The organism is Flavobacterium sp. T50_26, assembly GCF_057652995.1.
In genome coordinates, this window is record NZ_JBYFCC010000011.1 from 101689 (window position 1) to 128485 (window position 26797).

Here is a 26797-nt window from a genome sequence, read left to right on the forward strand (position 1 = left end):
AGGTTGAGACAGCTAAAAATTTAATAATCAATAACATATATATAACAAATGCTTAACATAACCATCTAAATTTTCTGCCGATATTTGCAGTATAAATTTAAGGTTTGTTTGGTTAGAGTTAGTTAGTAAAAAGAAAGTCAGTGATTGAGACCGCTGACTTTTTTTTATGCTTTAGACTGAACGAATGAAATGACAGCCGAATTAAACTGCAGCGGTTGCTCAACGTTTACTACGTGTCCGCAATTTTCTATCACAAATAATTCTGCCGTTTTATAGTGTTTTTCAACGACTTGACGAACAGAGGGCAGAAACATATAATCTTCTTGGCCCATGACATAAAGGGTTGGAATATTGATTTCGACTTGGCGAAACCAGCGAAGAACCGGATTGATTTCTGCGGTTAGTTTAAACCATTTAATGAATTCTTTTTGGTATAATTTTTTGGCTTCGTTGATGAAAAGTAATCGCGATTGTTTGTGATTTTTCTTTGGCATAATCACAAAGGCGAAAAAGCGATAGAGTACTAAATAAGGTAAAACGTATTTAAAAATGTTTCCGAGTTTCATTAAAATTTGTGAGCGGAAATTCATTTTTAAAATCGCTCCACCCATTATCATTGATTTTACTCGGGTGGGATGCATTTCTGCTAATTGTCTGATGACGATGGTTCCGAGTGAGATGCCGACAAAATGAGAAGATTCTATTTTTAAATGATCGATTACTTCGTAAACATCTTGGGCGATGGATTTGAAAGTATATTTTTGTTTGAATCCGTTTTTTAGGTTTGGTTTTGAATCTCCATGACCACGCAAATCAAGTAATAAAACATTAAAATGCTTTTGAAATTCTCTGATTTGCTTGAACCAAATAGACGAACTTCCTCCTGCTCCATGCACGAAGGTAACCCACTCTGAAGAAGTTTCGTTTTTGTATGTTGAATAGGAAATCAAACTTTTTTTGGCAAATGTAGCATTTTTACACAAATTTTGAATCTTAACAAATCATAATGAAAATATAATAATTTGATAATGTATCTTTGCAAAAAAATTTCACCCCAATGAAAGGCGTTTTTAAAGAAAATAAAGATTTAAAGTTTTTGAAACAAGAATTTTCAAACTTTTTGAAAAAGAAAAAGCAACCTATTGCTGAAAAACCGGAAAATGTTCAAGCTGAAAAGAAAGAAACACTTGTTCTAGAGGAAGTTGAACTATAATTTTTCGTGTAACGTTTTAAAGTAATCAAAAGCTTTTAGAATTCGGCTTCCGTACCAGGAAAAACATTCACCGTCCACTTGTATAAATTGTACGTTGGAAGTAAATTTTCCAATTTCAACTTCATGACTTTGATTGAATGGATAAGGTTCAGAAGACAACAAAATTAAATCGACATCACATTGTTTTAATTCATTCACTTGTATTTCTGGATATCGTGGATTTTTGAAAGCGTTTTGAAAATTGTTTAGCTTTAACATGGCATCAATAAACGTCTCTTCTCCAGCTACCATATAGGGTTTTGCCCAAATAAAATAAAGTACTTTTTTGATTGGTTTATCAACCATAAAAAACTGAAAATCAAGGTAAGCCAAACTTATATTTGAAATCCATTGCTTCGCTTCTTCTTTTTTATTGAATAGCTGACCAAAATCTTCAATCATTTTGATATTGTCTTCCACCGATTTAATGTCGGTAACAATCACAGGACAAATTTGACTTAATTGGTCAACAATTACTTTTGTATTTTCTTCTTTGTTGGCAATTATTACATCAGGATTTAGTTCTTTAATTTTAGTAAAATCTACAATTTTTGTTCCGCCAATTATTCTTTTTGTATTTTTTAAGTGAATTGGATGAACGCAAAATTTTGTGATTCCCACAATTGAATCTTCCAAACCTAAATCATATAGAAGTTCGGTTTGCGAGGGAACGAGGGAAACGATTCGTTTGGGTGTGGTTTTAAAAAAATGTGAAGTTCCGAGTTGGTCGATGAAAGTCATTATTGTTTTTATTTCAGAATTTCTTCCATTTCCTTTTGCAACTTCAACGCTTCTTCTCTTGCTTTTGCTGCAAAATCTAATTCATTTGAAGCATAAATAATTGCCCGTGACGAATTGATTAACAATCCAACATTGGCGTTTAATCCATATTTGCAAACTTCTTGTAAACTTCCGCCTTGTGCTCCTACTCCGGGAACTAAAAGAAAACTATCGGGAACAATCTTTCTAATTTCCGTAAAATATTCTGCTTTGGTGGCTCCAACAACATACATTAAATTCTCGCTGTTTTTCCACGTTTTGGAAGTTTCTAAAACGTGTTTATAAATTTCCTTATTTCCCGAAGTGTCGGGAGAAAGTTTCGTTTGAAAATCAAATGCTCCTTCGTTGGATGTTAGAGCAAGTAAAATGGTGTGTTTATTTTCAAAAGCCAAAAACGGTTCCACCGAATCTTTTCCCATATAAGGTGCAACAGTAACCGAATCAAAATTCAAATCTTCTAAAAAAGCTTTGGCATACATGGTAGATGTATTGCCAATATCGCCTCGCTTTGCATCGGCAATCGTAAAAATTTCGGGATAATTTGTATTAATGTAATCAATGGTTTTTTGCAACGATTGCCATCCTTTTAATCCATATGCTTCATAAAATGCGGTATTTGGTTTATAGGAAACACACAAATCGTGCGTGGCATCGATGATTGCTTTGTTGAATTCAAAAATTGGATCATCGGTTTGGAGCAGGTGTTTTGGAATTTTATTTAAATCCACATCCAAACCTATGCATAGAAACGATTTTTTAGTGTAAATTTGTTTAATAAGTTGTGTTGTAGTCAATTTGTTGGTTTTTGTAGTTTGGCAAATTTACAAAGTAGATTTAGACAATCAATAAAATTATATAACAATCTCGGAAAATTGTATAACAATATCCGCCGGTTTAAATGATAATTTTGTAAATACAATAACAAACATTGTATTAATTTAAAATTCAACTATTATGAACACAACAGATTTAAAAGGAAAATGGAACGAGTTAAAAGGTAAATTAAAACAACAATATGCCGATTTAACAGATGATGATTTACTTTACGTTGAAGGAAAAGAAGACGAACTTTACGGAAGAATTCAACAACGTGTTGGAAAATCGAAAGAAGAAGTTAAAGATATGATTGACAAGCTTTAATTTTTTGATTACCAAAAAAATATCTTAAAGAGGAATTATAACGATTCCTCTTTTTTTAAATTTAATCACTATTTGCTGCATGGTAACAACTACAAAAAAAGAAAATTCCGCTGCTCTAAACCTTCTTTTCATCATAGGTTTAGTTTTTGTTTTATATGTACTGAAGCCGGTGATAGTGCCAATGATTATTGCCATTATTTTAAGTGTTTCGGTCTTTCCGTTTGTATTGTATTTAGAAAGAAGATGGCACTTTAATAGAGTAGTTTCGGCAATTTTTGCAATCTTATTGTTATCACTTTTGGTTTTTGCTTTAATTACATTTATCGGTTTTCAAATTTCCGATATTATGGATAAAGGAAGTGATTATGCTGATAAATTGAGTCAAGTTTACAATGATCTTGCCACAAAAATCGAGTCTACTTTTGGAATTAATAAAAGTGAATTGTCTTTAAAAAAGCTAAATCTTGGTGAGACTTTAAAAGAGAATTCCTCTAGTATTTTTGAATTTGTTACCGTGTCCGGAAGTGTTTTTACAGATATAATTTTGATTCCGCTCTATATCTTTTTCTTCTTAATATATCGTAAATTTTTTAAAAGCTTTATTTACAGAGCTTTTTCAAAAGATGGTAATACTTTAAAAGCTAAAACAATTTTGAGCAAACTTTATGATGTTCAACAAAACTATTTAGTAGGGTTGTTTATGGTAATGGGAATTGTGGGTGTTCTCAACTCAGTTGGTTTATTAATTTTAGGAATTGATAATGCCATTTTCTTTGGATTTCTTGCTGCTTTGCTGTTATTAATCCCTTATATCGGAATTATAATTGGATCGTTACTTCCGGCAATTGTTGCTTTGGCCACAAAAGATTCGTTATGGTACCCTATTGGCGTTATTGCTATTTTTGTTTTTATTCAATTTATAGAAGGAAATTTTATTACTCCAAAAATCACAGGTTCAAAAGTGAGTATCAATGCCTTTGTTGCCATTCTTTCCATCATCTTGTTCTCAATGCTTTGGGGAACAGCCGGAATGATAGTAGCTTTACCTGTTGTTGCCAGCTTAAAAGTTGTTTTTGATACGATTCCGGAACTCAAACCGTATGGTTTTTTGATTGGCGAACCGCTTGATGAACATTTGAGAAGCACCGCCAGAATACGGTTAAAAAACTGGAAAAAAATTAGAAAAGAAAAACTAAAAGTTAATTAGTTTTCAAGCTTAGTTTATCCAAAAGTTACTAGCTTTCCTCGAAATTATATAACAAACAAACAAAATTGTGTAACATAACAAGTGCTATGTTGGGCTAGCTTTGTAGTATATATAAACGAAATTATTAATTTAAAAACCAAAATCATGAATACAACCGATTTAAAAGGAAACTGGAATGAGTTAAAAGGAAAGTTAAAACAACAATACGCTGATTTAACCGACGATGATTTATTATACGTTGAAGGAAAAGAAGATGAACTTTACGGAAGAATCCAACAACGTGTTGGAAAATCTAAGGATGAAGTTAAAAAAATGATTGATAAACTTTAAGTTTAGTTATAAAAAGCTACGAAAAAGAATGGCTTTCAAAGAATTAGGTTTGATTTTAAGTAATTGAACCTAATTCAATGACAGTCTTCAAATCAATTACAATTAATAACATTCAAATTTACTTATATGAAATCAATTTTTACTTTATCTTTTGTTGCCGTTCTGTTTTTAACTTCTTGTTCTGAAAAAATTGTTGGAACATGGAACGTTCAAAAGTTTGAAACAATTAAACCCGGCGAACAAAATATTTCTTTGAACAACATAGGAACTATTACCTTTAACAAAAACAATACAGGAGAAAAAAGCTTATACTATAATGTTTTAGGAGTAGAAACAAAAGATGATGTTCCGTTCAAATGGAATCTAAACGAACCATACATAACAATTGAAAGCGAAAATTCTACGATTGCCAAAACATGGATTTTAATTGAAAACAACAGAAAATCACAAAAATGGAAATCTACAGATGGTTCCAATGAAATTCAAACCTTAGAATTAACAAAGTAGACTTATTAATTCACCCTGCAAGACATAGCCCCTAAAAAAGTTATGTCTTGTTTTATATTAAAATTGAATTTATCGTCTTTTTTGCTAAATTTACTACGAATTAACCACAAAATATGAAAGCCTTTTTAAAATTTGATTTCAATATCTTAACTAAAAAAATTTTAGAACAAAAACTTGGCGAATTAGGCTTAAAACCTGTGATTCTAAGTTTTGGCGAAATTGAGTTTTCAGAAAATATTTCTGCTGAAAAACTACAAGAAATGACCATCATACTAAATGAATATGGCATTGAAGTTATTGAAAATCAAAAAAGTATATTGGTGCAAAAGATAAAAGACACTATCGCCGAAATGGTGAATAGTGAAGAGCCTTTATCTGTAAAAAGTTCTGTTTACCTCACAGAAAAACTAAATCATAGTTATGGCTATTTATCCAATTTATTTTCGGAAGTAACTTATACTTCTATTGAAAATTTTATTATCATCCAAAAAATTGAATTGGCCAAAAGCTTAATAATCAATAATCAATTAACTTTAACCGAAATTGCATTTAAATTAAATTATTCCAGCGTTGCTCATTTGAGCACACAATTTAAAAACATTACCGGAATTACACCATCCGCCTTTCAACGAATCATTGCCAAACGAAGACTAAACACATTCAACTAACTATAATAAACACTTTGTATGCAAAAAGAACACATTACCATTGCCTTGGCCGATGATGATGAAGATGATCGTCTTTTTTTTAAAGATGCCTTTGAAGAATTAAAAATTAATACTGTAGTTTCTACCCATTGTGATGGTGAAGAATTGATGAATTATCTTCACAATCCGGAAACGGTTTTGCCAAATATCCTTTTTTTAGATTTGAATATGCCTAAGAAAAATGGATTTGAGTGCTTGTTGGAAATAAAAAAAATACAAAAATTTAATGATATAGCAATTGCTATTTATTCTACCTCCTCATCGGAAGAAGATATAGAAAATACATTTGTGCAAGGAGCAAATATTTATATTAAAAAACCAAGCGATTTTAGTACACTAAAGAAAATATTGAGCGAGGTAGTTACGCTAAATTGGCAATATCACACATCCGGCTTAAACAAAGAAAATTTTTTATTAAGAATGTAAAATGAAAATTCAAGACCTAAAAAAATCGACTCTACTACTCAAAATCGCGTTTGTGGTTTCTTTGGCAGTCATTTTATTTACGGCTTCTGTTTCATACAAGCATATCATCAATCTGAATAAATCGAGAGATTTAGTCATTCATTCCTATGAAGTTCAATTAGAACTTGAACGGGTTATTTCCTATATTAAAGATGCCGAAACCGGTTATCGTGGTTACTTATTGTATGGAGACACAACTTTTTTAGATTCGTATTCCAACTCAAGAGAAAAAGTTAATCAAGCTTTTTTCGATTTAAAAAATCTTACGGCAGACAATCAATCTCAACAAAAAAAGTTAAAAGAACTTTATCATTTGATCGTTTTGCGTTACACTTATTTTAATAAAAGTTATGAAGATAAAGATCTTTATAAAAAATATTATGAAGCCAATGGCAAGAAAGTGATGGATCAAATTCGGAATAAGGTTGACGAAATGGTTTCGCTTGAAAACAGCATTTTGAAAAAACGTGAATTTGATTTTCGAGATTCTGTTTCCTACACACCACTTTATGCTTTATTGGTCATTCTCATCACATTATTTTTTATTGTCATTGCTTATATTAAAATTAATAGTGATTTTAAAAAAATTGAACGATCTAATTCCAGACTAAGGGTTTCGCAAGAATCTATCAATCAAGCAGAAATATTAGGAAATTATTGTAGCTGGACATGGAATTTGGAAAAAAATGAAATTCAGTTTTCAGACAACCAGTTTAGACTTTTTGGATTAGAACCTCAAGTTTTTGAAGCCACACACACCGATTTTCTAGGTTTTGTTCATCCGGATGATTATGAAGTAACATCAAAAGCATTCAATGATATTCCAATTAATAAAAGTCTTCTTACAATTAATTATAGAATAATTAATAAAAATGAAGAAGTACGTCATTTGCGTTCGGTTGGGAAATTATTCATCAATCGCTTTAACGAAAAAATTATCATCGGAACCACACAGGATGTAACCGATGATATTGTGAAAAAAATTATTCTTCGCGAAAAAAACACCGATCTAGAAAGAAACAACAAAGAATTAGTAGAATTTAATTATGCCGCCAGTCATGATTTGCAAGAACCATTAAGAAAAATTCAGACCTTTATTTCTCGTATAAATGAAAAAGAGAAGGAAAATCTTTCTGAAGCCGGAAAAGAATATATGGAAAGAATAGTGGTTTCAGCTAGTAGAATGAGGGTTCTAATTGATGATTTACTGCAATATTCTCGCACTAATAAAACAGATGCCAGTTTTGAAGAAGTAGATTTGACTGAAACCGCCACAGCTGCTGTTCAAGAATTATCTCAATTGATTGAAGAAACCAATGCAACCGTTGATTTTTGTCAATTACCCGAAATCAAAGGAATTCCATTTCAGTTAAGGCAATTATTCATTAATTTAATAAATAATTCCATTAAATACAAAAAGCCGGATCAACCTCCAATCATTACAATAAGCTATGAAAAAATAAAAGCCAGCGAAGATGATCAAATTGATGATAATTCAAATAGAGTTTATCATAAAATTAGTTTTGTAGATAACGGAATTGGTTTTCATCCTGATGATTCAAAGAAAATTTTTCTGCTCTTTAATCGACTTCATGCTAAAGATAGTTACCCAGGAACCGGAGTTGGATTAGCAATTTGTAAAAAAATTGTCAAAAATCATTATGGTTTTATTTGTGCCAATGGTCAGCCAAATGAAGGTGCTTTAATCACTGTTTATTTACCAACAGAATACTAAAAAAAAATTTAAATGCCGGCTATACAAACTTATTTCAAATCATTTTACGAAGTTATTCTAGATACTTTTGATGGCTTTACTGAGTTCAAAATCCTCAAAATGAGTTCTTCATTAGCCTATATTACTGTTTTTTCGTTAGCCCCTTTATTACTCGTGATTTTATTTATCTGCGATGTATTTTGGGGCAGAGAAGCGATTGAAGGAGCTATTTATTCTCAAATGAAAGACTTTCTCGGACCGTCTGCAGCAGAGCAAATTCAATTAATGATTCAAAATTTAGCATTATCTCCAAACAGCACTGTTGCGGCAGTTATTGGAATTGGCACATTGATCTTTGCTGCAACATCAGTTTTTGCAGAAATTCAAGATTCTATTAATACCATTTGGAGTTTACGCCCAAAGAAAAGATCGGGAATTTGGCTATTTATCAAAGCTAGATTATTATCTTTTGGAGTAATTGGAAGCTTAGGATTCATTATGCTTGTGGCACTTGGTTTTTCAACTTTGTTAGACGGTATTAGTGATCGATTAGCTCTAACCTATTCTGAAATTAGTGTTGGCTTTATCTATTTTTCAAACATTTTTGTAACGTTCATCATTACATCATTGCTTTTTGGAGCCATTTTTACTATACTTCCTGATGCCGACATTACATGGAGACAAGTTCGTGTTGCTGCCTTTACAACCACAGTATTGTTTATGCTTGGAAAATTTCTAATTACCTTCTACATCGCTAATTCAAATATTAGTGATGTATATGGAGCCGCCGGATCTATTGTGGTTTTAATGGTCTGGGTTTATTACTCGTCTGTTATCTTATATTTGGGGGCAACTTTTGCCAAATGCTATGCAGTAAAATTTGCGGAACCAATAAAACCTTCAAAATATGCCGAAATCGTTCAATATATAACAGTTACTACTGAGGCCAAAACAATTCAATCTGCAGATGTTGAAATTAAAGAATTGAAAAAAGACAATTCAATATGTATTAATGACATTAAAACTAGTTAATTAATTCAATTATTCTGAATATAAAAATTTCTTTTATAAAATTAAATCTCATGTAAAAATGAGATTTTTTTTGCTTATACCCCCTTTGCAAACCCTTTAAAATAGCAAGATGTGGTAATTCTATAACAAAATCAAAATATCATGTAACACTATTGGTGGTTGATTGTCGGAACTTTGTAATGTTAAATCAAGTGAATAAAATGAAAAGAATTAACACTAAAAAGTTTTTTGAAATTACGGCATTTATCTTAATGATTTTGATTGTATCTATATCATGTGTTGAAGAAGAAGAAAAAAAAATGATGAACTCAGAGTCGGATTTTGAGATTGAAAACATAACAAACGTGAGTTCAATTAATTTCAAAATTAAGTCTGTTATTAATCAGTTAATCGAAAAAAGCAATGATAGTTTATTAATCGAATTGCTTTCAGAAATTGAAAAAAATCACACTCAAGTTGATACTATTGTTAACTCTGTTGCTCAAAAAAAGTTGATTGTTCTATCCGATGGATTATCAACAAAAACGTACTATATAAAATATTCAACTAAAAATAGTTTAAACGATTTTATAAAATTTTTGGAAAATGAGAAATATAAATTTGAAAAAATTCGTCATAAAAATGAAATTTCTGAAATGAGCGATTTTTACGAACGTAAAATAGAAGAACTTGAACAAAACATAACTAAAATCAATGATTTTTTAGAAACCCAAAATAAACCCAATTACTAATTATTTAATTACTTGCATTATGAGAAAATTAATTTTAACAGCTCTAACTTGTGCCGCTTTCAACGTTTCAAACGCACAAACTAATGACAACGCTTCAACCGGAGCTAGCTTTGGAATCAAAGGAGGAGTAAACTTCTCTAACCTTTACACAGAAGACGTTGATGACAATAATGTTTTAACCAGTTTTAATGTAGGAGTATTTGTTTCCATGCCTATTACAAGTTTCATCTCCATTCAACCCGAATTTCTTTATTCCAGAAAAGGTGCAGAATTGGTTTATGACAATGCCTTTGCATCAGGAACCGGAAAATTCAAATTAAATTATCTTGAAGTGCCGCTTTTGTTGAAATTAAATGTAGCTAAAAACTTTAATCTGCACGCAGGTCCATATTTTGCCTACTTAATTGATGCAGAAGTAACCAATGAATCAGGAAGCGGAAGTTTTGATTTTGAAGAAAACATGGACAATGATGATTTTAACAAATTTGATTATGGTCTTGCTGCCGGAGCTGGTTTTGATTTTGGTTCAATCGGATTTGGAGTTCGTTATAACTATGGTTTATCAACCGTTGGTAAAGAAAGAAGTTTCTTAGGAACAAATTATACTTTTCCTGATGGAAAAAACAGTAACTTAAGTGTTTACGCCGCTTTTCAATTTTAATTAGTAACCATTAATAACCTCTTATTATGTCAAATTTATTATACACCGTCGCAGTAGTTTTAGTAATACTCTGGGCACTAGGATTTTTTGTTTACAGCATCGGATCAATTATCCACGTTCTATTAGTAATCGCTGTAATCGCTATTTTATTCAGATTAATCAAAGGAAGAAATATTTAAACATTAAAAACACAAATTATGAAAGCATCAAATGTATTATTAGGAGTTTTAGGCGGATTAGCCGCAGGAGCAGTTTTAGGAGTTTTATTTGCACCGGACAAAGGTGAAAATACCCGTAGAAAAATTGCCAAAAAAAGTGGTGATTTAAAAGATACCGTAAAATCAAGTTTTAATGATTTCTTGACTTCTGTTGAAGATCAGTATCATTCACTTACTTCAAAAGCAGAAGACGTTGCTCACAACGTTGCAAACGAAGGAAAAGCGAATCTTGAAAAAATCAACCGCGAATTGAATAAATAAAAATATAAATAATGGAAAATATAGCCACAAACTTAGGTAAGCTTTACGACAAAGCAGAACAGTATTCAAGAACGAGTCTAGAACTCATCAAATTGAATGCAATTGATAAATCATCAGATGTTATATCATCTCTTGCTGTAGTTGCTACGCTGGCTTTTATTGTGGCTATATTTACACTATTTATAAATCTTGGATTAGCATTGCTTATTGGTAATGCATTAGGAGATTATGCCATGGGATTTTTCATAATGTCCGGATTCTATGTTTTTGTTGGAATTGTATTGTATGTTTTTAGAAAAAACTTAATCAAAGTCCCAATTGATAATATGGTTGTTGGAAAATTAATGAAAGAGAAAGATGATAAATTCTACGAAGAAACTATCAATAATTCAAATCTATAAAACCATGAAAAAGCCAACACAAAACGAATTATTAGATCAAAAAATTGCTCTTTTAACCCTGCAACATAGACGAGAACTTGCTGAGATTAAAGAACAGTTTAATAAAGTAAAAGAAAGTATTTCTCCGGCCAACATTATCCAAGAAGGACTTCAAGGTGTTTACCAAACCGTTACTGATAAAAATAAACTACTTCCTATACTTCCAACTTTTTTGAGTTTAGTTGGTGGATATGTTTCAAGAAAAGTAATAATTGGCAATTCCAGTAATCCAATAAAAAAAGTGCTTGGTACCGTCTTACAGTTCGTAGTAACCAATTACTTAACAAAAGTAAATTCAAAAGAAGAAACTGTTTCAGAAACAGAAGAACCAGAATTAAATAAATAATAATAACCTTAAACCTTAATAAAATGAAAAATTTAAAATCACTTTTTGTAGCTTCAGTTGTTGCAGCTACTTTCGTTTCATGTGCAGACGAGAAAAAAACACAAGCAGAAAAAGCCGTTAACAATTACACAGCCTACATCGATTCTGTTAGCAATGTAGCTTCAGAAGATTTAGCTGAAAAATGGGATGCTGTTGAAAACGCTTACATCGCCAAAAAAATTGAAGCAGAAAGTGCTTTAGAAAATCTGGAAGACAGAGCAGAATTAGACAGAAAAATTGAAGCTTCTTCAGCAAAATATGAAGAATTTAAAGCGAATTTAGTTGCAGAAAGACAAAAAATGGAAGCTGCTAATTATAAAGCTAAAGTAAGATCGTCTCTTTTTGTTGGTCAACAAATTGGTGATGACATGAATTTTTCTTGGGTAAACAAAGATAACATCTTGCAAACCTATGAAACTTTTGTAAACACAACTTCAGATAACAAAGACAACTATACAAGAGAAGAATGGGACGAAATCAAATTGCTTTATGAAGCATTGGATACTCGTAAAAATACAGTTGAAAAAGAAGGATTATCTGGTTCAGATAATTTAAAAATTGCAGGATTAAAAACTAGATTTGCTACGTTCTTTAAAGCAAATAGAATATCTGCAAAATCAGAGGAAAACGCTGAAGCAAAAGAATAACCTACTCTTTTGTGGAAAGGAAAACGGAGCCAATTTTAGGCTCCGTTTTTTTTTTAAAATACTTCTGATTCTTTTAATTTTTCTGTGTTGGAAACGAGCTGCAACTCATCAATCATTTTTTGAATATTTCCGTTCATAAATCCATCTAAATCGAAAATACTCAATCCAATACGGTGATCGGTTATTCTACCTTGAGCATAATTATAGGTTCTAATTTTTGCCGAACGGTCTCCACTACTCACTTGCGAGGTACGCTTAGTTGCATCTTCCGCTTGCTTTTTCGCCAATTCCATTTCATACAAACGTGAACGCAAAACCGTTAACGCTTTGTCTTTGTTTTTATGCTGTGATTTTTCATCCTGACATTGAGCCACCAATCCGGTTGGAACGTGCGTCATTCGTACTGCTGACTTTGTCGTGTTCACCGACTGACCACCAGGACCAGACGAACAGAAATAATCAATTCGAACATCATTCATATCAATTTGAACATCAAATTCTTCCGCTTCCGGCAAAACCATTACGGTTGCTGCTGAAGTGTGAACTCTACCTTGTGTTTCCGTTTGCGGAACGCGTTGCACACGGTGAACGCCAGCTTCAAACTTTAATGTTCCGTACACATCTTCTCCGGTTACTTCAAAAATTACCTCTTTAAAACCTCCGGCAGTTCCTTCATTCATATCTACCACAGACGTTCTCCAACCTTTACTTTCGCAATATTTGGTGTACATTCTGTATAAATCTCCTGCAAAAATTGAGGCTTCGTCGCCACCTGTACCTGCACGAACTTCCACCATCACATTTTTGGCATCTTCAGGATCTTTCGGAATCAACATAAACTTGATTTCGTCTTCTAATTCAGGAAGTCTTTCCTTTGCATCATCTAACTCCATTTTGGCCATTTCCACCATTTCGGCATCCGAACCATCGGCAATAATTTCGTTGGCTTCTGCCATATTTTGGGTCAAACGGATGTATTCTTCACGCTTATCCACCAAACCTTTTAAGGTTTTATATTCTTGGTTCAATTGCACATAACGCTTCTGATCGGCAATCACATCAGGCTGAATAATCAAATCCGATATCTCGTCGAACCGTTGTTTTACATATTGTAATCTGTCTAACATAGTCTTATAACTCTATTTTGGAGTGCAAAAGTACGACATTTTGTTTCAAGTTTCAAGTTTCTCATTTCAATGTTTTGTTGTAGTATTGTTTAACAAAATCTTTGGTTATGAAAAATAAAATTTACGTCCTGTTTCTACTTACAATTTGCTGTTTTTCTTGTGAACAAAAATCAGCAACTTACGCAGAATTAGAAAAAGCAAGTTGGTTTCTAGGTCGATGGGAAAACAAAACGCCTGAAGGAACTTTTTCTGAAGAATGGAAAACTGAAAATGACTCTGTTTTGGTAGGTGAAAGTTATTTCATTAACGGAAAAGACACGTTATTTGCCGAAACTGTTCAATTGGAACAACAAGAGAATGACTTATTTTATATTGTATCCGTTCCCAATCAAAATGAAGCTAAACCGGTGGAATTCAAATTAACTTCTTCTACTTCGGATTATTTAGTTTTTGAAAATCCAGAACACGATTTTCCAAAAAAAATCACCTACAAATTAGTTGCTAAAGACAGTTTGTATGCAGAAATTAGCGGTGATGGAAAAAGTCAGGGATTTCCGTTTAAGAAGGTGAAATGATAAAGGGAAGCCGCTGATTCGCTGATTTTTTTGAATTAGGAATTAGTGGTTTGTGTTGAAATTATTGAAAGTAATTTTTTATATTTGGTGGTAACTAAAAAATGATTTTATCAGACATATACACCCCATTTAGGGTTGATAAGTCTGATTTTGTCAGAGTTATAAATAAGTTACAGGCAAGCGTGGAAAAATGCACTAAAATCACAAAAACGCTTTTCACAGTAATTTAAATAAATCTAACAGTTTTATGTTTTTAAAAAATTAGACTGATGCAGTATAATGTCCCCAAACACATTAAAGGTCTCACAACTGAGGAATTAAAAACCTCTCGAAAAAAATTTGGTTTCAATCAAATAGACGCTATTAAAAAAAATGCGTGGTATAGGATGTTGCTCGATATTTTGAAAGAACCAATGCTGCTTTTGCTTATTGCGGTAACAGTTATTTATATAATAGTTGGCAATTATTCCGAAGCTATTTTTATGTTGGGCGCTATTATTGTCGTTTCTGGCATTTCATTCTATCAAGACAATCGCAGTAAAAAAGCACTGGAAGCGTTGAAAAAATTGAACGAACCGTTAAGTACTGTTATCAGAGATTCAATCGTGATGCAAATTCCCACAAACGAAATTGCCGTTGGCGATTTGTGCATTGTCGAAGAAGGAAAAATGATTAGTGCTGATGGCGAAATTGTGCACAGCAATGATTTTTCAGTTAATGAAGCCTCACTAACAGGTGAAAGTTTTTCAGTATTTAAAAGTCAAGAAACCGAAGATATAAAAATATATAGCGGAACGCTGGTAGTATCTGGTTTGGCCATCTTTAATGTAGAGAAAATTGGAGCAGAAACCAAACTAGGGAAAATCAGTCAATCCATTCAAGATATCAAAGAAGTTCATTCGCCACTGCAAATTCAGATTACCAAATTTGTAAAGGGAATGGCGATTATTGGTGTTATCGTGTTTCTGATGGTTTGGGGATTTAGTTACTGGAAATCAGGAGATATCATACAAAGTTTACTCGCTGGATTAACCTTGGCCATGTCTGTGCTTCCAGAAGAAATCCCTGTAGCCTTTACTACTTTTATGGCTTTAGGTGCCTGGAAATTAATGAGTGAAGGTGTGATAATTAAACGTAGTAGTGTGGTCGAAACATTGGGCAGTACTACAGTGATCTGTACGGACAAAACGGGAACTATTACTGAAAACTCCATGCGACTGAAACTTTTATTTGATTACAAATCAAACAAGGTTTTTGAGGATACGCAATTCAATACACCTGAGCTTTCAGAGCTTATTCGTTTCGCTATGTGGAGTAGTGAACCCATTCCGTTTGATCCCATGGAAAAAACACTGCATCAAATTTATGAGCAAACACAATCCAATGATGAGCGGAAGAATTTTCAAATGATACACGAATATCCATTAGAAGGGAAACCTCCAATGATGACGCATCTTTTTGAAAATAGTTTAGGTGAAAGAATTATTGCAGCCAAAGGTGCGCCCGAAGCCATTCTTGCCGTTTCTAATCTTACGGAAAGCGAGAAGGACAATTTACGACAACATATCATCAATTTCGGAACGCAAGGGTACCGAGTACTGGGCGTGGCTAAATGTAATTTTGAAGGCAATCACTTTCCTGAAAAACAACAAGATTTTTCTTTTGACTTTTTAGGATTCACTGTTTTCTACGATCCACCGAAAGCGAACATTCAAGAAGTATTTAAAAAGATATATGCTGCAGGCATCAAGGTAAAAGTCATCACAGGAGACAATGCAGATACAACAAGGTCTATTGCGCATCAAGCAGGAATTATAAACGAAACAGCAGCAGTAAACGGAACCGATATCGTTCATCATACAGAAACCGAATTGATGGAACTTTCTAAAAGCACCACACTATTTACGCGTATGTTCCCCGAGGCAAAATTGGCAATTGTAAACGCTCTTAAAAAGAACGATGAAGTGGTGGCCATGCTGGGAGATGGCGTGAATGATGCACCTGCTTTGAAAGCAGCTCATATTGGTGTAGCGATGGGAAATAAAGGAACAGAAATCGCAAAAGCAGCGGCAGCATTGGTTATTGCAAATGATGATTTAGACAAATTGATCACTGGAATAGCGGCTGGAAGAAGAATTTATTCCAATCTCAAAAAAGCCATTCAATATATTATATCCATTCATATTCCGATTATTCTAACGGTTTCTTTACCCTTGTTTTTGGGTTGGATATATCCGCATATTTTCACACCGGTACATGTTATTTTCTTGGAGCTAATAATGGGGCCAACCTGTTCTATTGTCTATGAAAATGAGCCGATGGAAAAAAATACAATGCTAGAGAAACCACGTAAAATGACCGAGACATTCTTGAGCTGGAAAGAATTAAGCATTAGTATTATTCAGGGATTGGCCATTACCGCAGGCGTTCTAACTGCATATCAGTATGCTGTACAAAACGGTAGTAATGAAGCAACTACACGTTCAATAGTTTTCACAACTTTAGTATTTGCAAATGTGTTTTTGAGTATGGTTAATCGCTCATTCATTTACAGTGTATTTGATAGTTTTAAAAATAAAAATACATTGTTCCCATTAATACTTGGAGCATCTTTGGTTTTACTTATTTCAATACTCTATATTCCGCCATTCGCTTCTTTCTTTCAATTGAGTAGTATAAATTTCCAGCAATTCTTAATCTCAATTTTAATTGCTGCCGTGTCGGTGTTGTGGGTCGAAGTGTATAAATGGGTTAAAAGGTTGAAAATAAATAGCTAAAATTACACAGTTAACGAAAACGCCAGCCTGTAACATGGTATTACCAAAAACGGGGCTGAACGGCTTCGGTTGAACATTTGTGCAAGGTTCAACATTCGCTCTTCGATTGAACTTTAGTGCTAAAAATCCCCGCCTTCGGTAATACCCGAACCGTTAAAAAAGCTATTTATGGCCACTCGACATTTTTAGTGTGCAAAAAAATCCCGAATTTCATCGGGATTTCATATATATTCTCTTTTCTATACTCTTATTTCTTCTCCGGAATATTCTCCAAAATCTCCAACACAAATTTCCAATATTTTTGTGCCGATGAAATCGAAGCTCTTTCGTCAGGAGAGTGAGCTCCGTGAATCGTTGGTCCAAACGAAATCATATCCATGTTAGGGTAATTAGTTCCTAAAATTCCACATTCTAAACCGGCGTGGCAAGCTACAACATTTGGTTTTGAACCGTTTTGTTTTTCGTAAATATTCACTAAAACATCTAAAATTGGTGAGTTCACATTCGGTGTCCAACCCGGATAACTTCCGCCAAAGGTCACTTCGCAGCCCATCAATTCAAATGCAGAACGCAATGCATTCGCTAAATCAAATTTGGATGTTTCAACCGAGGAACGAGTTAAACATTGAACGGTTATATTTCCTTCTTTTACGGTAACCTTTGCAATATTGTTGGAGGTTTCAACCAAATCTTCCATGTCGGCACTCATTCGGTAAACGCCGTTGTGAGCCGCATAAATCGCACGAATCAATCCTTCTTGAATGCCTAAATCCATTACTTTTTCCGGTAATTCGGTTTCTGTAATTTCAATGATTAAATTCGGCTCAGTCGTTTTGAATTCCGTTTTAATATTATCAATTAGGTTTTGCATATCCAATTGAAATGCTCCTTCATAAATAGCCGAAATAATCACTTTTGCGACACTTTCTCTCGGAATGGCGTTTCGTAAACTTCCTCCATTAATTTCAGCAATTTGTAAACCGAAATTTTCAAAACCATCAAATAACAAGCGGTTCATAATTTTATTGGCATTTCCTAATCCTTTATGAATATCCATTCCGGAATGACCGCCTTTTAAACCTTTAACGGTAATCATAAAAGCCAATGAATTGTCAGGAGTTGGTTCTTCCTCATAGGATCTTGTAGCAGTTACATCTACTCCACCTGCACAACCGATGTCAATTTCATCATCTTCTTCGGTATCTAAATTCAACAGAATTTCTCCGTTTAACAAACCGCCTTTTAATCCCATTGCTCCGGTCATTCCGGTTTCTTCGTCAATGGTAAAAAGTGCTTCAATTGCCGGATGCGGAATGTCTTTACTTTCCAAAACCGCCATAATAGTTGCTACTCCCAAACCGTTGTCGGCTCCAAGCGTAGTTCCTTTGGCACGAACCCAATCACCATCCACATACATTTCGATTCCTTGCGTATCAAAGTCGAAATTTGTATCGTTATTTTTTTGATGAACCATATCTAAATGCGATTGCATTACGATGGTTTTTCTGTTTTCTAATCCTGCAGTTGCCGGTTTTTTGATGATGACGTTTCCAACTGCATCTTTACTAGTTTCTAAGCCTAATTGCTTTCCAAAATCCATCATAAAAGCAATCACGCGTTCCTCTTTTTTTGATGGACGAGGAACGGCGTTTAAGTCGGCGAATTTATTCCAAAGTGCTTTGGGTTCTAGGTTTCTGATTTCTTGATTCATTTCTTTTGAGTTGCTGAGTTACTGAGTTGCTGAGTTGCTGAGTTTTTTTTCAGCAATGCAAAGTTACAAAGAAATTGAAGGATTTTTGAATTAACAAAAGGGAAAGTTTTTGAAATAGTACTATCGAATAGTGTTCCGTTTATATTGTTTTAGCTAGTTTAGATTTGGAAATTTTGTATTTGAAACTAAACTTTTAGAAGTAAATACAAGAGCTTGAAGTACGATTAATATGATAACAATGATAACAAAAACAAACTGTGAAGATGTTTTTCCTGAGAGATACAATTCTTCAGCATGAGCCATGATTTGTTTAGACTCGGCTAACTGAATTGCAGAAAGTTCGTTAAGAATCACCAACGCCTTGTTAGAATAGTCTAATTTTGCTTGAAGAGTATGTTGACTGGATTCAAACTCTTTGAGTATAAGTAACAATTCATCTGCTTTGCTTGTTTCAACAGCCGTAAATTTAGTTTTTTGATAGGCATTGCTCACTGATACAACATCAGCAATTAAATTATTTACACTTTTAATTTTAATAACATCAGTCGAATCAGAATTTATTGCTTCTTTAATTTGATAAAAACCACTCGTCATTTTTAAAATAAATTCCTCAGCAATTAATCGGTCTTCATACAAAGTGCTGATTGCCTTTTTTACGTTTTCTGTATGAGTTCTGTCAATGTAATTACTGAACAACACCAATACACAAAGTGAAAAAAGTGCACCGGAAGCTGTCAATTTATTTTTTATACTGTAGGTCCATTTCATAGTTCTAAAGAATTTAAGACTTACAGATGTTTTTGTAAGTAACTCAAATATATAACATTTAAATCTATCTAAAAACAAATTGGTGTTTTTGAACTTTTAATTTAGCTTAGTAAAAATGAATAATAACCTTAATTAAATTATAAAGAAAGAAGTACGAAAAAGTTAAGCGATATGCTTTTCGAAGAGTTTTTTAGCATCTTTAGTCGATACTTTGCCCACGCATTCATTTTTGTGAATACACAAAACGGGAGCTTGTTTGCACATTCCTTGGCATTTCATTTTTTCAAAGGCAACAGTTTCTTTCAAACCATTGTCTTTGACCAAATCTTTGAGACAATCTTTGATTTCTTTGTTGTATTTACAGCATTTTTTTCCGTCGCAGAAATAAATAACTTTTTCAGATTTTTTTGCTTTTCCCATAATTGAAAAATGATGCTACAAATGTAAAATATTATTCTTATTTATTCTAAATAAAGAAGTTAATTTTATTAAAATTTCGCCAAACCATTTACCGATTACCAATTACCCATCACCTTTTCATATATTTGACCCAACAATGATTCAAAAAAAATACATACTCCCACTTTTTCTTTTGGTACAAATTATTGTATTAAAAATCGCTTCTTTATTTCCCAAGTTTATAGAAGATTATTACAGTAACGGAATATATCCAATCATCTCAAAAATTTCGAGAACTACGTTTGGATTTACTTCTATTTCCATTGGTGATATTATTTACGGTATTGTTTTGTTTTTGGTTTTCAGATGGTTTTGGAGAGTGCGAAAAACCTGGAAAACAGCTTGGAAAGATAATTTGTTGAAGATTGTCAGTTTTGCATCCGTATTTTATTTTCTGTTTCATTTGTTATGGGCAACTAATTATCATCGTATTCCGATGTATGAAAAACTGGAGATTGACAAAGAATATTCTACTGAAGAATTAGAAGCTTTTACAATAAAATTGATTGAAAAAACGAATGCGATTCATAAACAAATTACACAAAATGATTCTGTAAAAGTGGTCGTTCCCTACTCTACTCAGGAAATTTTTGAATTGAGTGTAAAAAGCTATACTTCGGTTGAAAAAGAATTTTCTTTTCTATTGTATGAAAAGCCGAGCATCAAACCATCATTAATTAGTATTCCGTTGAGTTATATGGGATTTGGCGGCTATTTGAATCCGTTTACCAATGAAGCTCAAGTGAATGATTGCTTGCCAAAATATAATTTTCCAACCACCACATTGCACGAAATGGCTCATCAAATTGGATATGCCAGCGAAAGCGAAGCCAATTTCATCGGTTTTTTAGCTTCTGTGAAAAGTAATGATATTTATTTTCAATATTCGGGTTATAGTTTTGCTGTGAAGCATTGTTTGCGAAATTTAGAACGGATTGAAGAAGGCAGTAGTGAAAAATTTCTCCCGTTAATCAATTCAGGAATTATCAAAAATTTTGAAGAAAGCAAACAATTTCACGAAGAATACAAAACGTTTTTGGAACCGATTTTCAAAACCTTTTACGACAATTTTTTAAAACTCAACAAGCAAAAAGACGGTTTGGAAGGGTATAGCAAATTTGTGGGATTGATGATTGGAATGGAGAGAAGTGTTCAGTAAGTAGTTTTTAGTTGGCAGGATAACTGATTACTAAAAACTGACCACTGCCTACTTATAACTCGTCCGCAACAAAAGAAGTCACATTTTTCTTTTTAAATGGTCTGATAATCAATCGTCCTTCACGATCTAAACGGATGTAGTTGTAAATCCAATTCGTTAACACCACTGCTTTGTTTTTAAATCCGATTAAGGAAAATAAATGTACAAAAATCCAGACAAACCAAGCAAAAACACCGTGAAAATGAAATTTTGGTAAATCAACCACCGCTTTGTTTCGGCCAATGGTTGCCATCGAACCTTTGTCGTTGTAAACAAAAGGTTTTAGGGGTTTTTTATTTATTTTTTTGACGATGTTCTCACCTAACCATTTTCCTTGTTGCATCGCCGGTTGTGCCATCATTGGATGTCCTTTTGGATATTGCTCAGTCATCATCGCAGCAATATCACCAACGGCAAAGATGTTATCGTAACCTTCTACTTGATTGAATTCGTTTACTTTTACCCGATCAGCTCGTGGAATTATTGCATTTGTATCAATTCCGGATGGTAATGCTCCTTGCACTCCTGCCGTCCAAATTACGGTAGCCGATTCGAAAGTTAAATCGGTGTTGGTTGTAACAGTGCTTCCGTCGTAACCGGTTACACGAACATTTTTCCAGACATTTACACCTAAATTTATCAAAAAATCTTCGGCTGCATGCGATGATTTTTCGCTCATGGTATCAAGAATTCTATCGCTTGCCTGAATTAGATTAATTTGCATTTTTCGCACATCTAAATCGGGATAATCTTTGGGAAGAATGGCTTTTTTCATTTCGGCTAAAGCTCCGGCTAATTCCACTCCGGTTGGTCCGCCACCCACGAGCACAAAATTGATTAAGCTGTGTCGGTCGTGAATATCATTGGTCAACAATGCTTGTTCAAAGTTTTCAAGAATCAAACTTCTGATGTTGAGTGATTGCGGAATGGTTTTCATTGCCACACTATTTCGTTCGATTTCTTTGTTGCCAAAAAAATTGGTTTTGGAACCAGTGGCTAACACCAAATAATCATAACGCAAATCGCCAATGTCTGCTTTTACTTTTTGGTTTTGCGTATCAATTTCGTTAACAAAGCCTAAACGAAAATAAAAGTTCTGGTATTCTTGCACGACTTTACGAATAGGGTAAGCGATTGATCCGGCTTCGAGTCCGCCCGTAGCTACTTGATATAAAAGCGGTTGAAATGTATGGTAATTGTGTTTGTCGATTAAAACGACTTGAACACGTTGGTTTTTAAGGCTCTTGGCGAGTGCAATTCCGGCAAATCCGCCACCGATGATGACGATTCTGGGAAGATTAGTATTTGGGATATTCATAGTTTTGAATTACTGAGTTGCTGAGTTACTGAGCTACTGAGATTTTGTATGACAAAGATAGTTGATTTTAACATTTGATTAATTACTCGTTTTTTGATTGGTCAAATTTTAACTGAATTTTATCATTTTTGGTTGGTATAGGAAGATTTGCAACACCGATTTTTTGCCACAAAGAAAAAAAGCACAAAGCTGAGGGTTGCGGGTTGTGACCACAAATTGTAAAAAATAAGATAAATTATAAATTAATAACTTGTCGAAAAAGGATTACTCGCAACCTGTAACCCGCAACCCGCAACTTTTAAACTCGCAACTCCTAGCTCCGATAGCAGTGGAAAGCCTTTTGCAGGATTGTTGCTGTTTTTCTTAGCAAAAAAAAGCGACCAAAGGAAGCTCTTTTTTTGTCTTAGAAAAACGCAACAAGACAAAAAAGCTTGGAACGGATAGCGGGATTGGGCTTCTGAAAATTATTGTAACTTGTAACAAATTTTATATTCTGACTACTAACTGAACATGAGCAATTCACTGGAGCAATCTTTTGTTACGCAATTAAAGGAAAATCAGAACATCGTTCACAAGATTTGTCGTTTGTACACGTCGGGTGAAGATGCTCACAATGATTTATTTCAGGAAATTACGATTCAGTTATGGAAAGCGTTTCCGAAGTTTAGAGGCGACTCGAAATTTTCTACTTGGGCGTATCGTGTGGGATTAAATACGGCTATTACGCTGTATCGAAAAAGCACACGAACGGTTGCCACGACTGATATGGAAGGTAAAAAACAGTTCATTGCACCCGATGATTACAATTTTGAAGAAGAAGAACAAATTAAACTTTTATACAAAGCCGTGCAGCAGTTGAATGACATTGAAAAAGCACTGATTTTTATGTATTTGGAAGATAAAGATTATGAAGAAATTGCCGAAACGCTGGGAATCAGCGAGGTAAATGCGAGAGTGAAAATGAATAGAATTAAAGGAAAATTAAAAAAAATCGTTAATCCATAAGTATATGACTGAGGAATTGGATTTATTGAAAAAAGCTTGGAAGAAAGACGCACATGTCTATGAGCAAGTGAATGAAAATCAAATATATAAAATGATTCACAAGCGATCGTCTTCCATTGTAAAATGGATTTTGATGATTAGCATTGGAGAATTAATTTTGTGGGCCGGTATTAGTTTATTCACTATAGATGATAATTATTTGAAAACATTGGAAATGTATCATATTGATACGTTATTTAAGGTGTTGACTGTAATTAATTATGCAATTGTTTTCTTTTTTATATATGTATTTTATAAAAATTTCAGAACAATTTCGACAACAGATACTGTCAAAAAACTGATGAGTTCTATTATAAAAACACGGAAAACGGTGCAGTATTATATTTGGTATAATTTAGCGATGTTTGCGTTAATTTTTATAATTGTTGTCATTTCACAAATCACGTATGATCCGAATATTAATTCGGTTTTGGAAAATGCAAAAGACAGTAATCCACAAGCGTTTTGGATTGTTATTGGATTAACTTACTTTGTTTTATTCGCTGTAACTTTTGGATTATTTTGGTTGTTCTACCGCTTGATTTACGGGTTCTTAATGCGAAGATTATACAAAAATTATGAAGAATTAAAGAAAATGGATTTCTAATATTCCCACATTCTTTTTTTGTCTAATTCTTTTTGTTCTTCTAAGACTTCAACCGGAATTACTTTGAGTAGAGATGGATGTTGCTCGATGGCAAATTCGATTTTTTCAACGATTTCTTCGATGGTTTCGTTGTCATAATCAATTTCAAGTGGTTCTTTAATGACCATCGATTGAAGAATTCCTTTTTTCTTGATGCGAAGACCTTTGCGGTCAAATGAACGTCGGAAACCATCAATTACAATAGGCACAACAATTGGTTTGTGTTGTTTAATGATGTGAGCCGTTCCTTTTCGAACCGGTTTAAACGAGCGTGTTGTTCCTTGCGGAAACGTAATTACCCAACCATCATTCAACGCAATTTTTATATTTTCAGTATCATTCGGATTTACTTCTCGTTTAATATCTTGACCTTTGGCTCGCCAAGTTCTTTCAACTGTAATTGCACCTGCATAAGCCAAAATTCTAGGCAATAAACCTTCTTTCATTGTTTCGCTGGCGGCAACGTAATAAATATTTAATTTAGGGTTCCATAAGTAGCCAACATTTTTAATGTTGTCATCTCGACCGCTTAAACTAGCATTAAAAACATGAAACATCGCCACTACATCGGCAAAATAAGTTTGGTGATTAGAAATAAACAAAACGCCTGTTTCAGGTAGATTTTTGATAATTTCTGAACCTTCAATATGCATTTGATTAAATCCGCGATAACGTTGGTGGGTCATGACGCCAAAAATGCGTATGAGCCATTTTTTTAAAAACAGAATATGTCCGAAAGGATTTCTTTTAAACAATCCCATAATTAGTCTTTTGTTGGAAAAATTGATTGCGAATTTATAAAAATCAAATCAATTAAAGTACCATTTTAATAGTTTCTTTTAACTCACTCATCATCATAGCGGTAGCACCCCAAACAACATGTTCTTTCACCAAAAAAGCAGGAACATCAATTTCATTGGCATACGATGTGGTTAATTTTCTCATAACCACATTATTATCATCCAAAAAATCACGTAACGACAATTCGATAATTCCGGCAACTTCATCTTCTTGCATCACAAATTCCAATTCTTTTTGACTTATTCCTAAAAAAGGCGAAACCAAAAAATTACTAGGCGGAATGTAAACATCTGTAAACGATTTAACGATTTCTACATGCATTCGATCCACACCAATTTCTTCTTCTGCTTCACGCAAAGCAGTGTGAGCCAACGACTCATCTTCTAATTCTACTTTCCCACCCGGAAAAGCAATCTGTGAAGAATGAACGCCCGGATACGTATTCCGAACAATCAACACCAAATGCGTTTCATTATTTTTAGGATAAAAAAGCATTAAAACCGCTGCTTTTCTAGGTTGATAGGAATCATAATCAATGTCCTTCAATAACTCTTGTCGAAACAAAGGAGCCATTTTTAAATGAGCACTTGTAGCAGGAAGCGATTCTTTTGCTATTTTTGGAACATATTTTAAAAAACTATGAAATTCCATACAATACTCCTTTTTTTAACGATATCTATTTTATTTTCATGTGAAAATAAATCTAAAGATACTACAGAAAAAAATAGAGAGCAAAAAAATGATTCAGTAAACATAAAAAATAGTGCTCAAAAGCCAAAATATGATTTAGAAACAATAGTTCTTACAGACGAAAATGTAGTCGATTTTTTAACCTGGTATGGCGAAAGAAATCCCGAAAACAAAGTTCTTATCGAAACAGAATATGGAAATATCGAAATTGAATTATCAGATAAAACTCCACTTCATCGTGCCAATTTTATCTATTTAGTCAAAAAAAAATACTTCAACACCACTTATTTTCATCGGGTTGTTAAAAATTTCATCATACAAGGTGGAAGTTCAGATGAATCAATTACAAAAAAAGATAGAAAAAACATTGGCAAATACCTCATTCCGCCCGAATTCAACAACACACTCAAACACCATTACGGAGCCTTAGCTGCCGCGAGACTATGGGAAGAAAACCCTGAAAAATTAAGTAATCCTTACGAATTTTATTTCGTTCAAAATAAAAATGGAGCCCATCATTTAAACAATGAGCACACTGTTTTCGGCAAAATAACTAAAGGTTTTGAAGTAATGGATGAAATCGCTAGTCAAGAAACAGACAAAAAAGAATTTCCACTTTTGAATATAAAAATCAAAGCAACCCTCATCAACTAATGTTCAGCAAAGAAGAAGCACAAAAAATAAAACGTGAATTTTGGATAACCTTCGCACAGGAATATCCTAGAAAATGGTTGCTCTACAACACTAAAATTAAAGATGTAACCTTCAAATTTCATGTCGATAACAAAAAAGCCATGGTTTCTTTAGATATCGAACCCAAAGACGAAGAGCACCGAAAAATCTATTTCGAAAAAATCGAATCACTCAAAACCATCCTCACTGAAAATTATTTAGAAGACGCCATCTTCGAAAAAAATTTCCACCTTGAAAATGGAAAAATCATCAGCCGTATTTGGGTCGAAATCGACAATATTAGCATCAACAACAAATCAACTTGGAACACCATTTTCAGCTTTTTTGCAGAAAAAATGGAATCCTTCGAATACTTCTTCTACGAACACGAAGACTACATCAAAGACTTAGAAATCAACACCTAACCTGAAACTTAAAACCTGAAACGAACCATCTGGGCGTGCCCCTCCGACAAGCTTCGGGTCGGGCTATCCGCTGCAAGTCCTCGTTCGTCGTGCCTCCTCACTGTGGGCT

33 protein-coding genes are annotated in these 26797 nt (G+C 33.4%); 23 read left to right on the forward strand and 10 right to left on the reverse strand.

The window, feature by feature from the left end; all coding sequences use genetic code 11:
- Positions 1–164: 164 nt before the first annotated feature.
- Positions 165–950 (reverse strand): alpha/beta fold hydrolase, encoded by a 786-nt coding sequence (locus AC23MC_RS08500; RefSeq protein ID WP_487567903.1) that lies wholly within the window; start codon positions 948–950, stop codon positions 165–167.
- Positions 951–1057: 107 nt separating this feature from the next.
- Between AC23MC_RS08500 and AC23MC_RS08505 the strand changes: the two genes are divergently transcribed.
- On the forward strand, positions 1058–1213 hold the full coding sequence (locus AC23MC_RS08505; protein ID WP_487567902.1) for a hypothetical protein: 156 nt from the start codon (positions 1058–1060) through the stop codon (positions 1211–1213).
- Here AC23MC_RS08505 and AC23MC_RS08510 read toward each other — a convergent pair.
- Together AC23MC_RS08510 and pyrF are read right to left on the reverse strand one after the other, a co-directional pair.
- Positions 1208–1993, reverse strand: a complete 786-nt coding sequence (locus tag AC23MC_RS08510; RefSeq protein ID WP_487567901.1) for an ABC transporter substrate-binding protein — start codon at positions 1991–1993, stop codon at positions 1208–1210. The genes AC23MC_RS08505 and AC23MC_RS08510 overlap by 6 nt on opposite strands.
- Before the next feature lie 8 nt (positions 1994–2001).
- A complete protein-coding gene (gene pyrF, locus AC23MC_RS08515; RefSeq protein ID WP_487567900.1) occupies positions 2002–2826 on the reverse strand; it encodes an orotidine-5'-phosphate decarboxylase in 825 nt (274 codons plus the stop codon).
- A gap of 160 nt (positions 2827–2986) precedes the next feature.
- Between pyrF and AC23MC_RS08520 the strand changes: the two genes are divergently transcribed.
- The 15 genes from AC23MC_RS08520 to AC23MC_RS08590 all read left to right on the forward strand — a co-directional run bounded on the left by AC23MC_RS08520 (position 2987) and on the right by AC23MC_RS08590 (position 12477).
- Entirely contained in the window at positions 2987–3172 is a 186-nt protein-coding gene (locus AC23MC_RS08520; RefSeq protein ID WP_291094874.1) for a CsbD family protein, read from the forward strand.
- Positions 3173–3251: 79 nt separating this feature from the next.
- On the forward strand, positions 3252–4379 hold the full coding sequence (locus AC23MC_RS08525; RefSeq protein ID WP_487567899.1) for an AI-2E family transporter: 1128 nt from the start codon (positions 3252–3254) through the stop codon (positions 4377–4379).
- Positions 4380–4523: 144 nt separating this feature from the next.
- Entirely contained in the window at positions 4524–4709 is a 186-nt protein-coding gene (locus AC23MC_RS08530) for a CsbD family protein (RefSeq protein WP_291094877.1), read from the forward strand.
- A gap of 126 nt (positions 4710–4835) precedes the next feature.
- Complete coding sequence (locus AC23MC_RS08535) at positions 4836–5216, forward strand: lipocalin family protein (RefSeq protein ID WP_487567898.1); 381 nt, start codon at positions 4836–4838, stop codon at positions 5214–5216.
- Positions 5217–5329: 113 nt separating this feature from the next.
- Complete coding sequence (locus tag AC23MC_RS08540) at positions 5330–5884, forward strand: helix-turn-helix domain-containing protein (RefSeq protein WP_487567897.1); 555 nt, start codon at positions 5330–5332, stop codon at positions 5882–5884.
- 18 nt (positions 5885–5902) lie between these two features.
- Positions 5903–6349: a response regulator gene (locus tag AC23MC_RS08545; RefSeq protein ID WP_487567896.1), complete on the forward strand. Its 447-nt coding sequence runs from the start codon at positions 5903–5905 to the stop codon at positions 6347–6349.
- 1 nt (position 6350) lies between these two features.
- Positions 6351–8123 (forward strand): sensor histidine kinase, encoded by a 1773-nt coding sequence (locus tag AC23MC_RS08550; RefSeq protein ID WP_487567895.1) that lies wholly within the window; start codon positions 6351–6353, stop codon positions 8121–8123.
- Positions 8124–8135: 12 nt separating this feature from the next.
- Positions 8136–9134 (forward strand): YihY/virulence factor BrkB family protein, encoded by a 999-nt coding sequence (locus tag AC23MC_RS08555; protein ID WP_487567894.1) that lies wholly within the window; start codon positions 8136–8138, stop codon positions 9132–9134.
- A gap of 200 nt (positions 9135–9334) precedes the next feature.
- The gene (locus AC23MC_RS08560; RefSeq protein WP_487567893.1) at positions 9335–9865 is read left to right on the forward strand and encodes a hypothetical protein; all 531 of its coding nucleotides are present in this window, start codon (positions 9335–9337) and stop codon (positions 9863–9865) included.
- A gap of 19 nt (positions 9866–9884) precedes the next feature.
- A complete protein-coding gene (locus AC23MC_RS08565) occupies positions 9885–10526 on the forward strand; it encodes a porin family protein (protein WP_487567892.1) in 642 nt (213 codons plus the stop codon).
- Between the two features lie 26 nt (positions 10527–10552).
- Positions 10553–10705, forward strand: a complete 153-nt coding sequence (locus AC23MC_RS08570; protein ID WP_487567891.1) for a lmo0937 family membrane protein — start codon at positions 10553–10555, stop codon at positions 10703–10705.
- Positions 10706–10723: 18 nt separating this feature from the next.
- Complete coding sequence (locus AC23MC_RS08575; RefSeq protein ID WP_291094892.1) at positions 10724–11005, forward strand: YtxH domain-containing protein; 282 nt, start codon at positions 10724–10726, stop codon at positions 11003–11005.
- 11 nt (positions 11006–11016) lie between these two features.
- Positions 11017–11406 (forward strand): hypothetical protein, encoded by a 390-nt coding sequence (locus AC23MC_RS08580; RefSeq protein WP_487567890.1) that lies wholly within the window; start codon positions 11017–11019, stop codon positions 11404–11406.
- A 4-nt stretch (positions 11407–11410) separates the two neighbouring features.
- The gene (locus AC23MC_RS08585; protein ID WP_487567889.1) at positions 11411–11791 is read left to right on the forward strand and encodes a hypothetical protein; all 381 of its coding nucleotides are present in this window, start codon (positions 11411–11413) and stop codon (positions 11789–11791) included.
- Positions 11792–11814: 23 nt separating this feature from the next.
- A complete protein-coding gene (locus AC23MC_RS08590; protein ID WP_487567888.1) occupies positions 11815–12477 on the forward strand; it encodes a DUF6565 domain-containing protein in 663 nt (220 codons plus the stop codon).
- Between the two features lie 53 nt (positions 12478–12530).
- Here the strand turns inward: AC23MC_RS08590 and prfA are convergent, their stop codons facing one another.
- On the reverse strand, positions 12531–13604 hold the full coding sequence (gene prfA / locus AC23MC_RS08595; RefSeq protein ID WP_487567887.1) for a peptide chain release factor 1: 1074 nt from the start codon (positions 13602–13604) through the stop codon (positions 12531–12533).
- Positions 13605–13711: 107 nt separating this feature from the next.
- On the opposite strand from prfA, the gene AC23MC_RS08600 reads away from it, so the two are divergent.
- Together AC23MC_RS08600 and AC23MC_RS08605 are read left to right on the forward strand one after the other, a co-directional pair.
- Positions 13712–14179 (forward strand): DUF6265 family protein, encoded by a 468-nt coding sequence (locus tag AC23MC_RS08600; protein WP_487567886.1) that lies wholly within the window; start codon positions 13712–13714, stop codon positions 14177–14179.
- Positions 14180–14448: 269 nt separating this feature from the next.
- Positions 14449–16956: a cation-translocating P-type ATPase gene (locus AC23MC_RS08605; protein ID WP_487567885.1), complete on the forward strand. Its 2508-nt coding sequence runs from the start codon at positions 14449–14451 to the stop codon at positions 16954–16956.
- Between the two features lie 247 nt (positions 16957–17203).
- Here AC23MC_RS08605 and AC23MC_RS08610 read toward each other — a convergent pair whose 3' ends face one another.
- The 3 genes from AC23MC_RS08610 to AC23MC_RS08620 all read right to left on the reverse strand — a co-directional run bounded on the left by AC23MC_RS08610 (position 17204) and on the right by AC23MC_RS08620 (position 19855).
- Positions 17204–18667: an aminoacyl-histidine dipeptidase gene (locus tag AC23MC_RS08610; RefSeq protein WP_487567884.1), complete on the reverse strand. Its 1464-nt coding sequence runs from the start codon at positions 18665–18667 to the stop codon at positions 17204–17206.
- 153 nt (positions 18668–18820) lie between these two features.
- Positions 18821–19435: an MCP four helix bundle domain-containing protein gene (locus AC23MC_RS08615; protein ID WP_487567883.1), complete on the reverse strand. Its 615-nt coding sequence runs from the start codon at positions 19433–19435 to the stop codon at positions 18821–18823.
- Positions 19436–19597: 162 nt separating this feature from the next.
- On the reverse strand, positions 19598–19855 hold the full coding sequence (locus AC23MC_RS08620; protein WP_248434918.1) for a (2Fe-2S) ferredoxin domain-containing protein: 258 nt from the start codon (positions 19853–19855) through the stop codon (positions 19598–19600).
- Between the two features lie 136 nt (positions 19856–19991).
- Here AC23MC_RS08620 and AC23MC_RS08625 point away from each other — a divergent pair, with 136 nt between their 5' ends.
- A complete protein-coding gene (locus AC23MC_RS08625) occupies positions 19992–21053 on the forward strand; it encodes a DUF3810 domain-containing protein (protein ID WP_487567882.1) in 1062 nt (353 codons plus the stop codon).
- A 52-nt stretch (positions 21054–21105) separates the two neighbouring features.
- On the opposite strand, the gene AC23MC_RS08630 is transcribed toward AC23MC_RS08625, so the two are convergent.
- On the reverse strand, positions 21106–22410 hold the full coding sequence (locus tag AC23MC_RS08630) for an NAD(P)/FAD-dependent oxidoreductase (protein ID WP_487567881.1): 1305 nt from the start codon (positions 22408–22410) through the stop codon (positions 21106–21108).
- A 510-nt stretch (positions 22411–22920) separates the two neighbouring features.
- Between AC23MC_RS08630 and AC23MC_RS08635 the strand changes: the two genes are divergently transcribed.
- Positions 22921–23415, forward strand: a complete 495-nt coding sequence (locus AC23MC_RS08635; RefSeq protein WP_487567880.1) for an RNA polymerase sigma factor — start codon at positions 22921–22923, stop codon at positions 23413–23415.
- A 4-nt stretch (positions 23416–23419) separates the two neighbouring features.
- Entirely contained in the window at positions 23420–24061 is a 642-nt protein-coding gene (locus AC23MC_RS08640) for a hypothetical protein (protein ID WP_487567879.1), read from the forward strand.
- Here AC23MC_RS08640 and AC23MC_RS08645 read toward each other — a convergent pair.
- Both AC23MC_RS08645 and AC23MC_RS08650 read right to left on the reverse strand, forming a co-directional pair.
- Positions 24058–24861, reverse strand: a complete 804-nt coding sequence (locus AC23MC_RS08645; RefSeq protein ID WP_487567878.1) for a lysophospholipid acyltransferase family protein — start codon at positions 24859–24861, stop codon at positions 24058–24060. The two genes, AC23MC_RS08640 and AC23MC_RS08645, sit on opposite strands and share 4 nt — an antisense overlap.
- 52 nt (positions 24862–24913) lie before the next feature.
- Complete coding sequence (locus AC23MC_RS08650) at positions 24914–25552, reverse strand: NUDIX hydrolase (protein WP_487567877.1); 639 nt, start codon at positions 25550–25552, stop codon at positions 24914–24916.
- Here AC23MC_RS08650 and AC23MC_RS08655 point away from each other — a divergent pair.
- Together AC23MC_RS08655 and AC23MC_RS08660 are read left to right on the forward strand one after the other, a co-directional pair.
- Positions 25541–26245, forward strand: a complete 705-nt coding sequence (locus AC23MC_RS08655; RefSeq protein ID WP_487567876.1) for a peptidylprolyl isomerase — start codon at positions 25541–25543, stop codon at positions 26243–26245. The two genes, AC23MC_RS08650 and AC23MC_RS08655, sit on opposite strands and share 12 nt — an antisense overlap.
- Positions 26245–26688: a DUF4268 domain-containing protein gene (locus AC23MC_RS08660; RefSeq protein WP_487567875.1), complete on the forward strand. Its 444-nt coding sequence runs from the start codon at positions 26245–26247 to the stop codon at positions 26686–26688. The genes AC23MC_RS08655 and AC23MC_RS08660 overlap by 1 nt, the downstream gene beginning before the upstream one ends.
- Positions 26689–26797: the final 109 nt, after the last annotated feature.

Coding starts and splice junctions, on each gene's coding strand:
- AC23MC_RS08505 (WP_487567902.1), top strand. CDS start 1,058: ATGAAAGGCGTTTTTAAAGAAAATAAAGATTTAAAGTTTTTGAAACAA.
- AC23MC_RS08510 (WP_487567901.1), bottom strand. CDS start 1,993: ATGACTTTCATCGACCAACTCGGAACTTCACATTTTTTTAAAACCACA.
- AC23MC_RS08520 (WP_291094874.1), top strand. CDS start 2,987: ATGAACACAACAGATTTAAAAGGAAAATGGAACGAGTTAAAAGGTAAA.
- AC23MC_RS08525 (WP_487567899.1), top strand. CDS start 3,252: ATGGTAACAACTACAAAAAAAGAAAATTCCGCTGCTCTAAACCTTCTT.
- AC23MC_RS08530 (WP_291094877.1), top strand. CDS start 4,524: ATGAATACAACCGATTTAAAAGGAAACTGGAATGAGTTAAAAGGAAAG.
- AC23MC_RS08535 (WP_487567898.1), top strand. CDS start 4,836: ATGAAATCAATTTTTACTTTATCTTTTGTTGCCGTTCTGTTTTTAACT.
- AC23MC_RS08540 (WP_487567897.1), top strand. CDS start 5,330: ATGAAAGCCTTTTTAAAATTTGATTTCAATATCTTAACTAAAAAAATT.
- AC23MC_RS08545 (WP_487567896.1), top strand. CDS start 5,903: ATGCAAAAAGAACACATTACCATTGCCTTGGCCGATGATGATGAAGAT.
- AC23MC_RS08550 (WP_487567895.1), top strand. CDS start 6,351: ATGAAAATTCAAGACCTAAAAAAATCGACTCTACTACTCAAAATCGCG.
- AC23MC_RS08555 (WP_487567894.1), top strand. CDS start 8,136: ATGCCGGCTATACAAACTTATTTCAAATCATTTTACGAAGTTATTCTA.
- AC23MC_RS08560 (WP_487567893.1), top strand. CDS start 9,335: ATGAAAAGAATTAACACTAAAAAGTTTTTTGAAATTACGGCATTTATC.
- AC23MC_RS08565 (WP_487567892.1), top strand. CDS start 9,885: ATGAGAAAATTAATTTTAACAGCTCTAACTTGTGCCGCTTTCAACGTT.
- AC23MC_RS08570 (WP_487567891.1), top strand. CDS start 10,553: ATGTCAAATTTATTATACACCGTCGCAGTAGTTTTAGTAATACTCTGG.
- AC23MC_RS08575 (WP_291094892.1), top strand. CDS start 10,724: ATGAAAGCATCAAATGTATTATTAGGAGTTTTAGGCGGATTAGCCGCA.
- AC23MC_RS08580 (WP_487567890.1), top strand. CDS start 11,017: ATGGAAAATATAGCCACAAACTTAGGTAAGCTTTACGACAAAGCAGAA.
- AC23MC_RS08585 (WP_487567889.1), top strand. CDS start 11,411: ATGAAAAAGCCAACACAAAACGAATTATTAGATCAAAAAATTGCTCTT.
- AC23MC_RS08590 (WP_487567888.1), top strand. CDS start 11,815: ATGAAAAATTTAAAATCACTTTTTGTAGCTTCAGTTGTTGCAGCTACT.
- prfA (WP_487567887.1), bottom strand. CDS start 13,604: ATGTTAGACAGATTACAATATGTAAAACAACGGTTCGACGAGATATCG.
- AC23MC_RS08600 (WP_487567886.1), top strand. CDS start 13,712: ATGAAAAATAAAATTTACGTCCTGTTTCTACTTACAATTTGCTGTTTT.
- AC23MC_RS08605 (WP_487567885.1), top strand. CDS start 14,449: ATGCAGTATAATGTCCCCAAACACATTAAAGGTCTCACAACTGAGGAA.
- AC23MC_RS08610 (WP_487567884.1), bottom strand. CDS start 18,667: ATGAATCAAGAAATCAGAAACCTAGAACCCAAAGCACTTTGGAATAAA.
- AC23MC_RS08615 (WP_487567883.1), bottom strand. CDS start 19,435: ATGAAATGGACCTACAGTATAAAAAATAAATTGACAGCTTCCGGTGCA.
- AC23MC_RS08620 (WP_248434918.1), bottom strand. CDS start 19,855: ATGGGAAAAGCAAAAAAATCTGAAAAAGTTATTTATTTCTGCGACGGA.
- AC23MC_RS08625 (WP_487567882.1), top strand. CDS start 19,992: ATGATTCAAAAAAAATACATACTCCCACTTTTTCTTTTGGTACAAATT.
- AC23MC_RS08630 (WP_487567881.1), bottom strand. CDS start 22,410: ATGAATATCCCAAATACTAATCTTCCCAGAATCGTCATCATCGGTGGC.
- AC23MC_RS08635 (WP_487567880.1), top strand. CDS start 22,921: ATGAGCAATTCACTGGAGCAATCTTTTGTTACGCAATTAAAGGAAAAT.
- AC23MC_RS08640 (WP_487567879.1), top strand. CDS start 23,420: ATGACTGAGGAATTGGATTTATTGAAAAAAGCTTGGAAGAAAGACGCA.
- AC23MC_RS08645 (WP_487567878.1), bottom strand. CDS start 24,861: ATGGGATTGTTTAAAAGAAATCCTTTCGGACATATTCTGTTTTTAAAA.
- AC23MC_RS08655 (WP_487567876.1), top strand. CDS start 25,541: ATGAAATTCCATACAATACTCCTTTTTTTAACGATATCTATTTTATTT.
- AC23MC_RS08650 (WP_487567877.1), bottom strand. CDS start 25,552: ATGGAATTTCATAGTTTTTTAAAATATGTTCCAAAAATAGCAAAAGAA.
- AC23MC_RS08660 (WP_487567875.1), top strand. CDS start 26,245: ATGTTCAGCAAAGAAGAAGCACAAAAAATAAAACGTGAATTTTGGATA.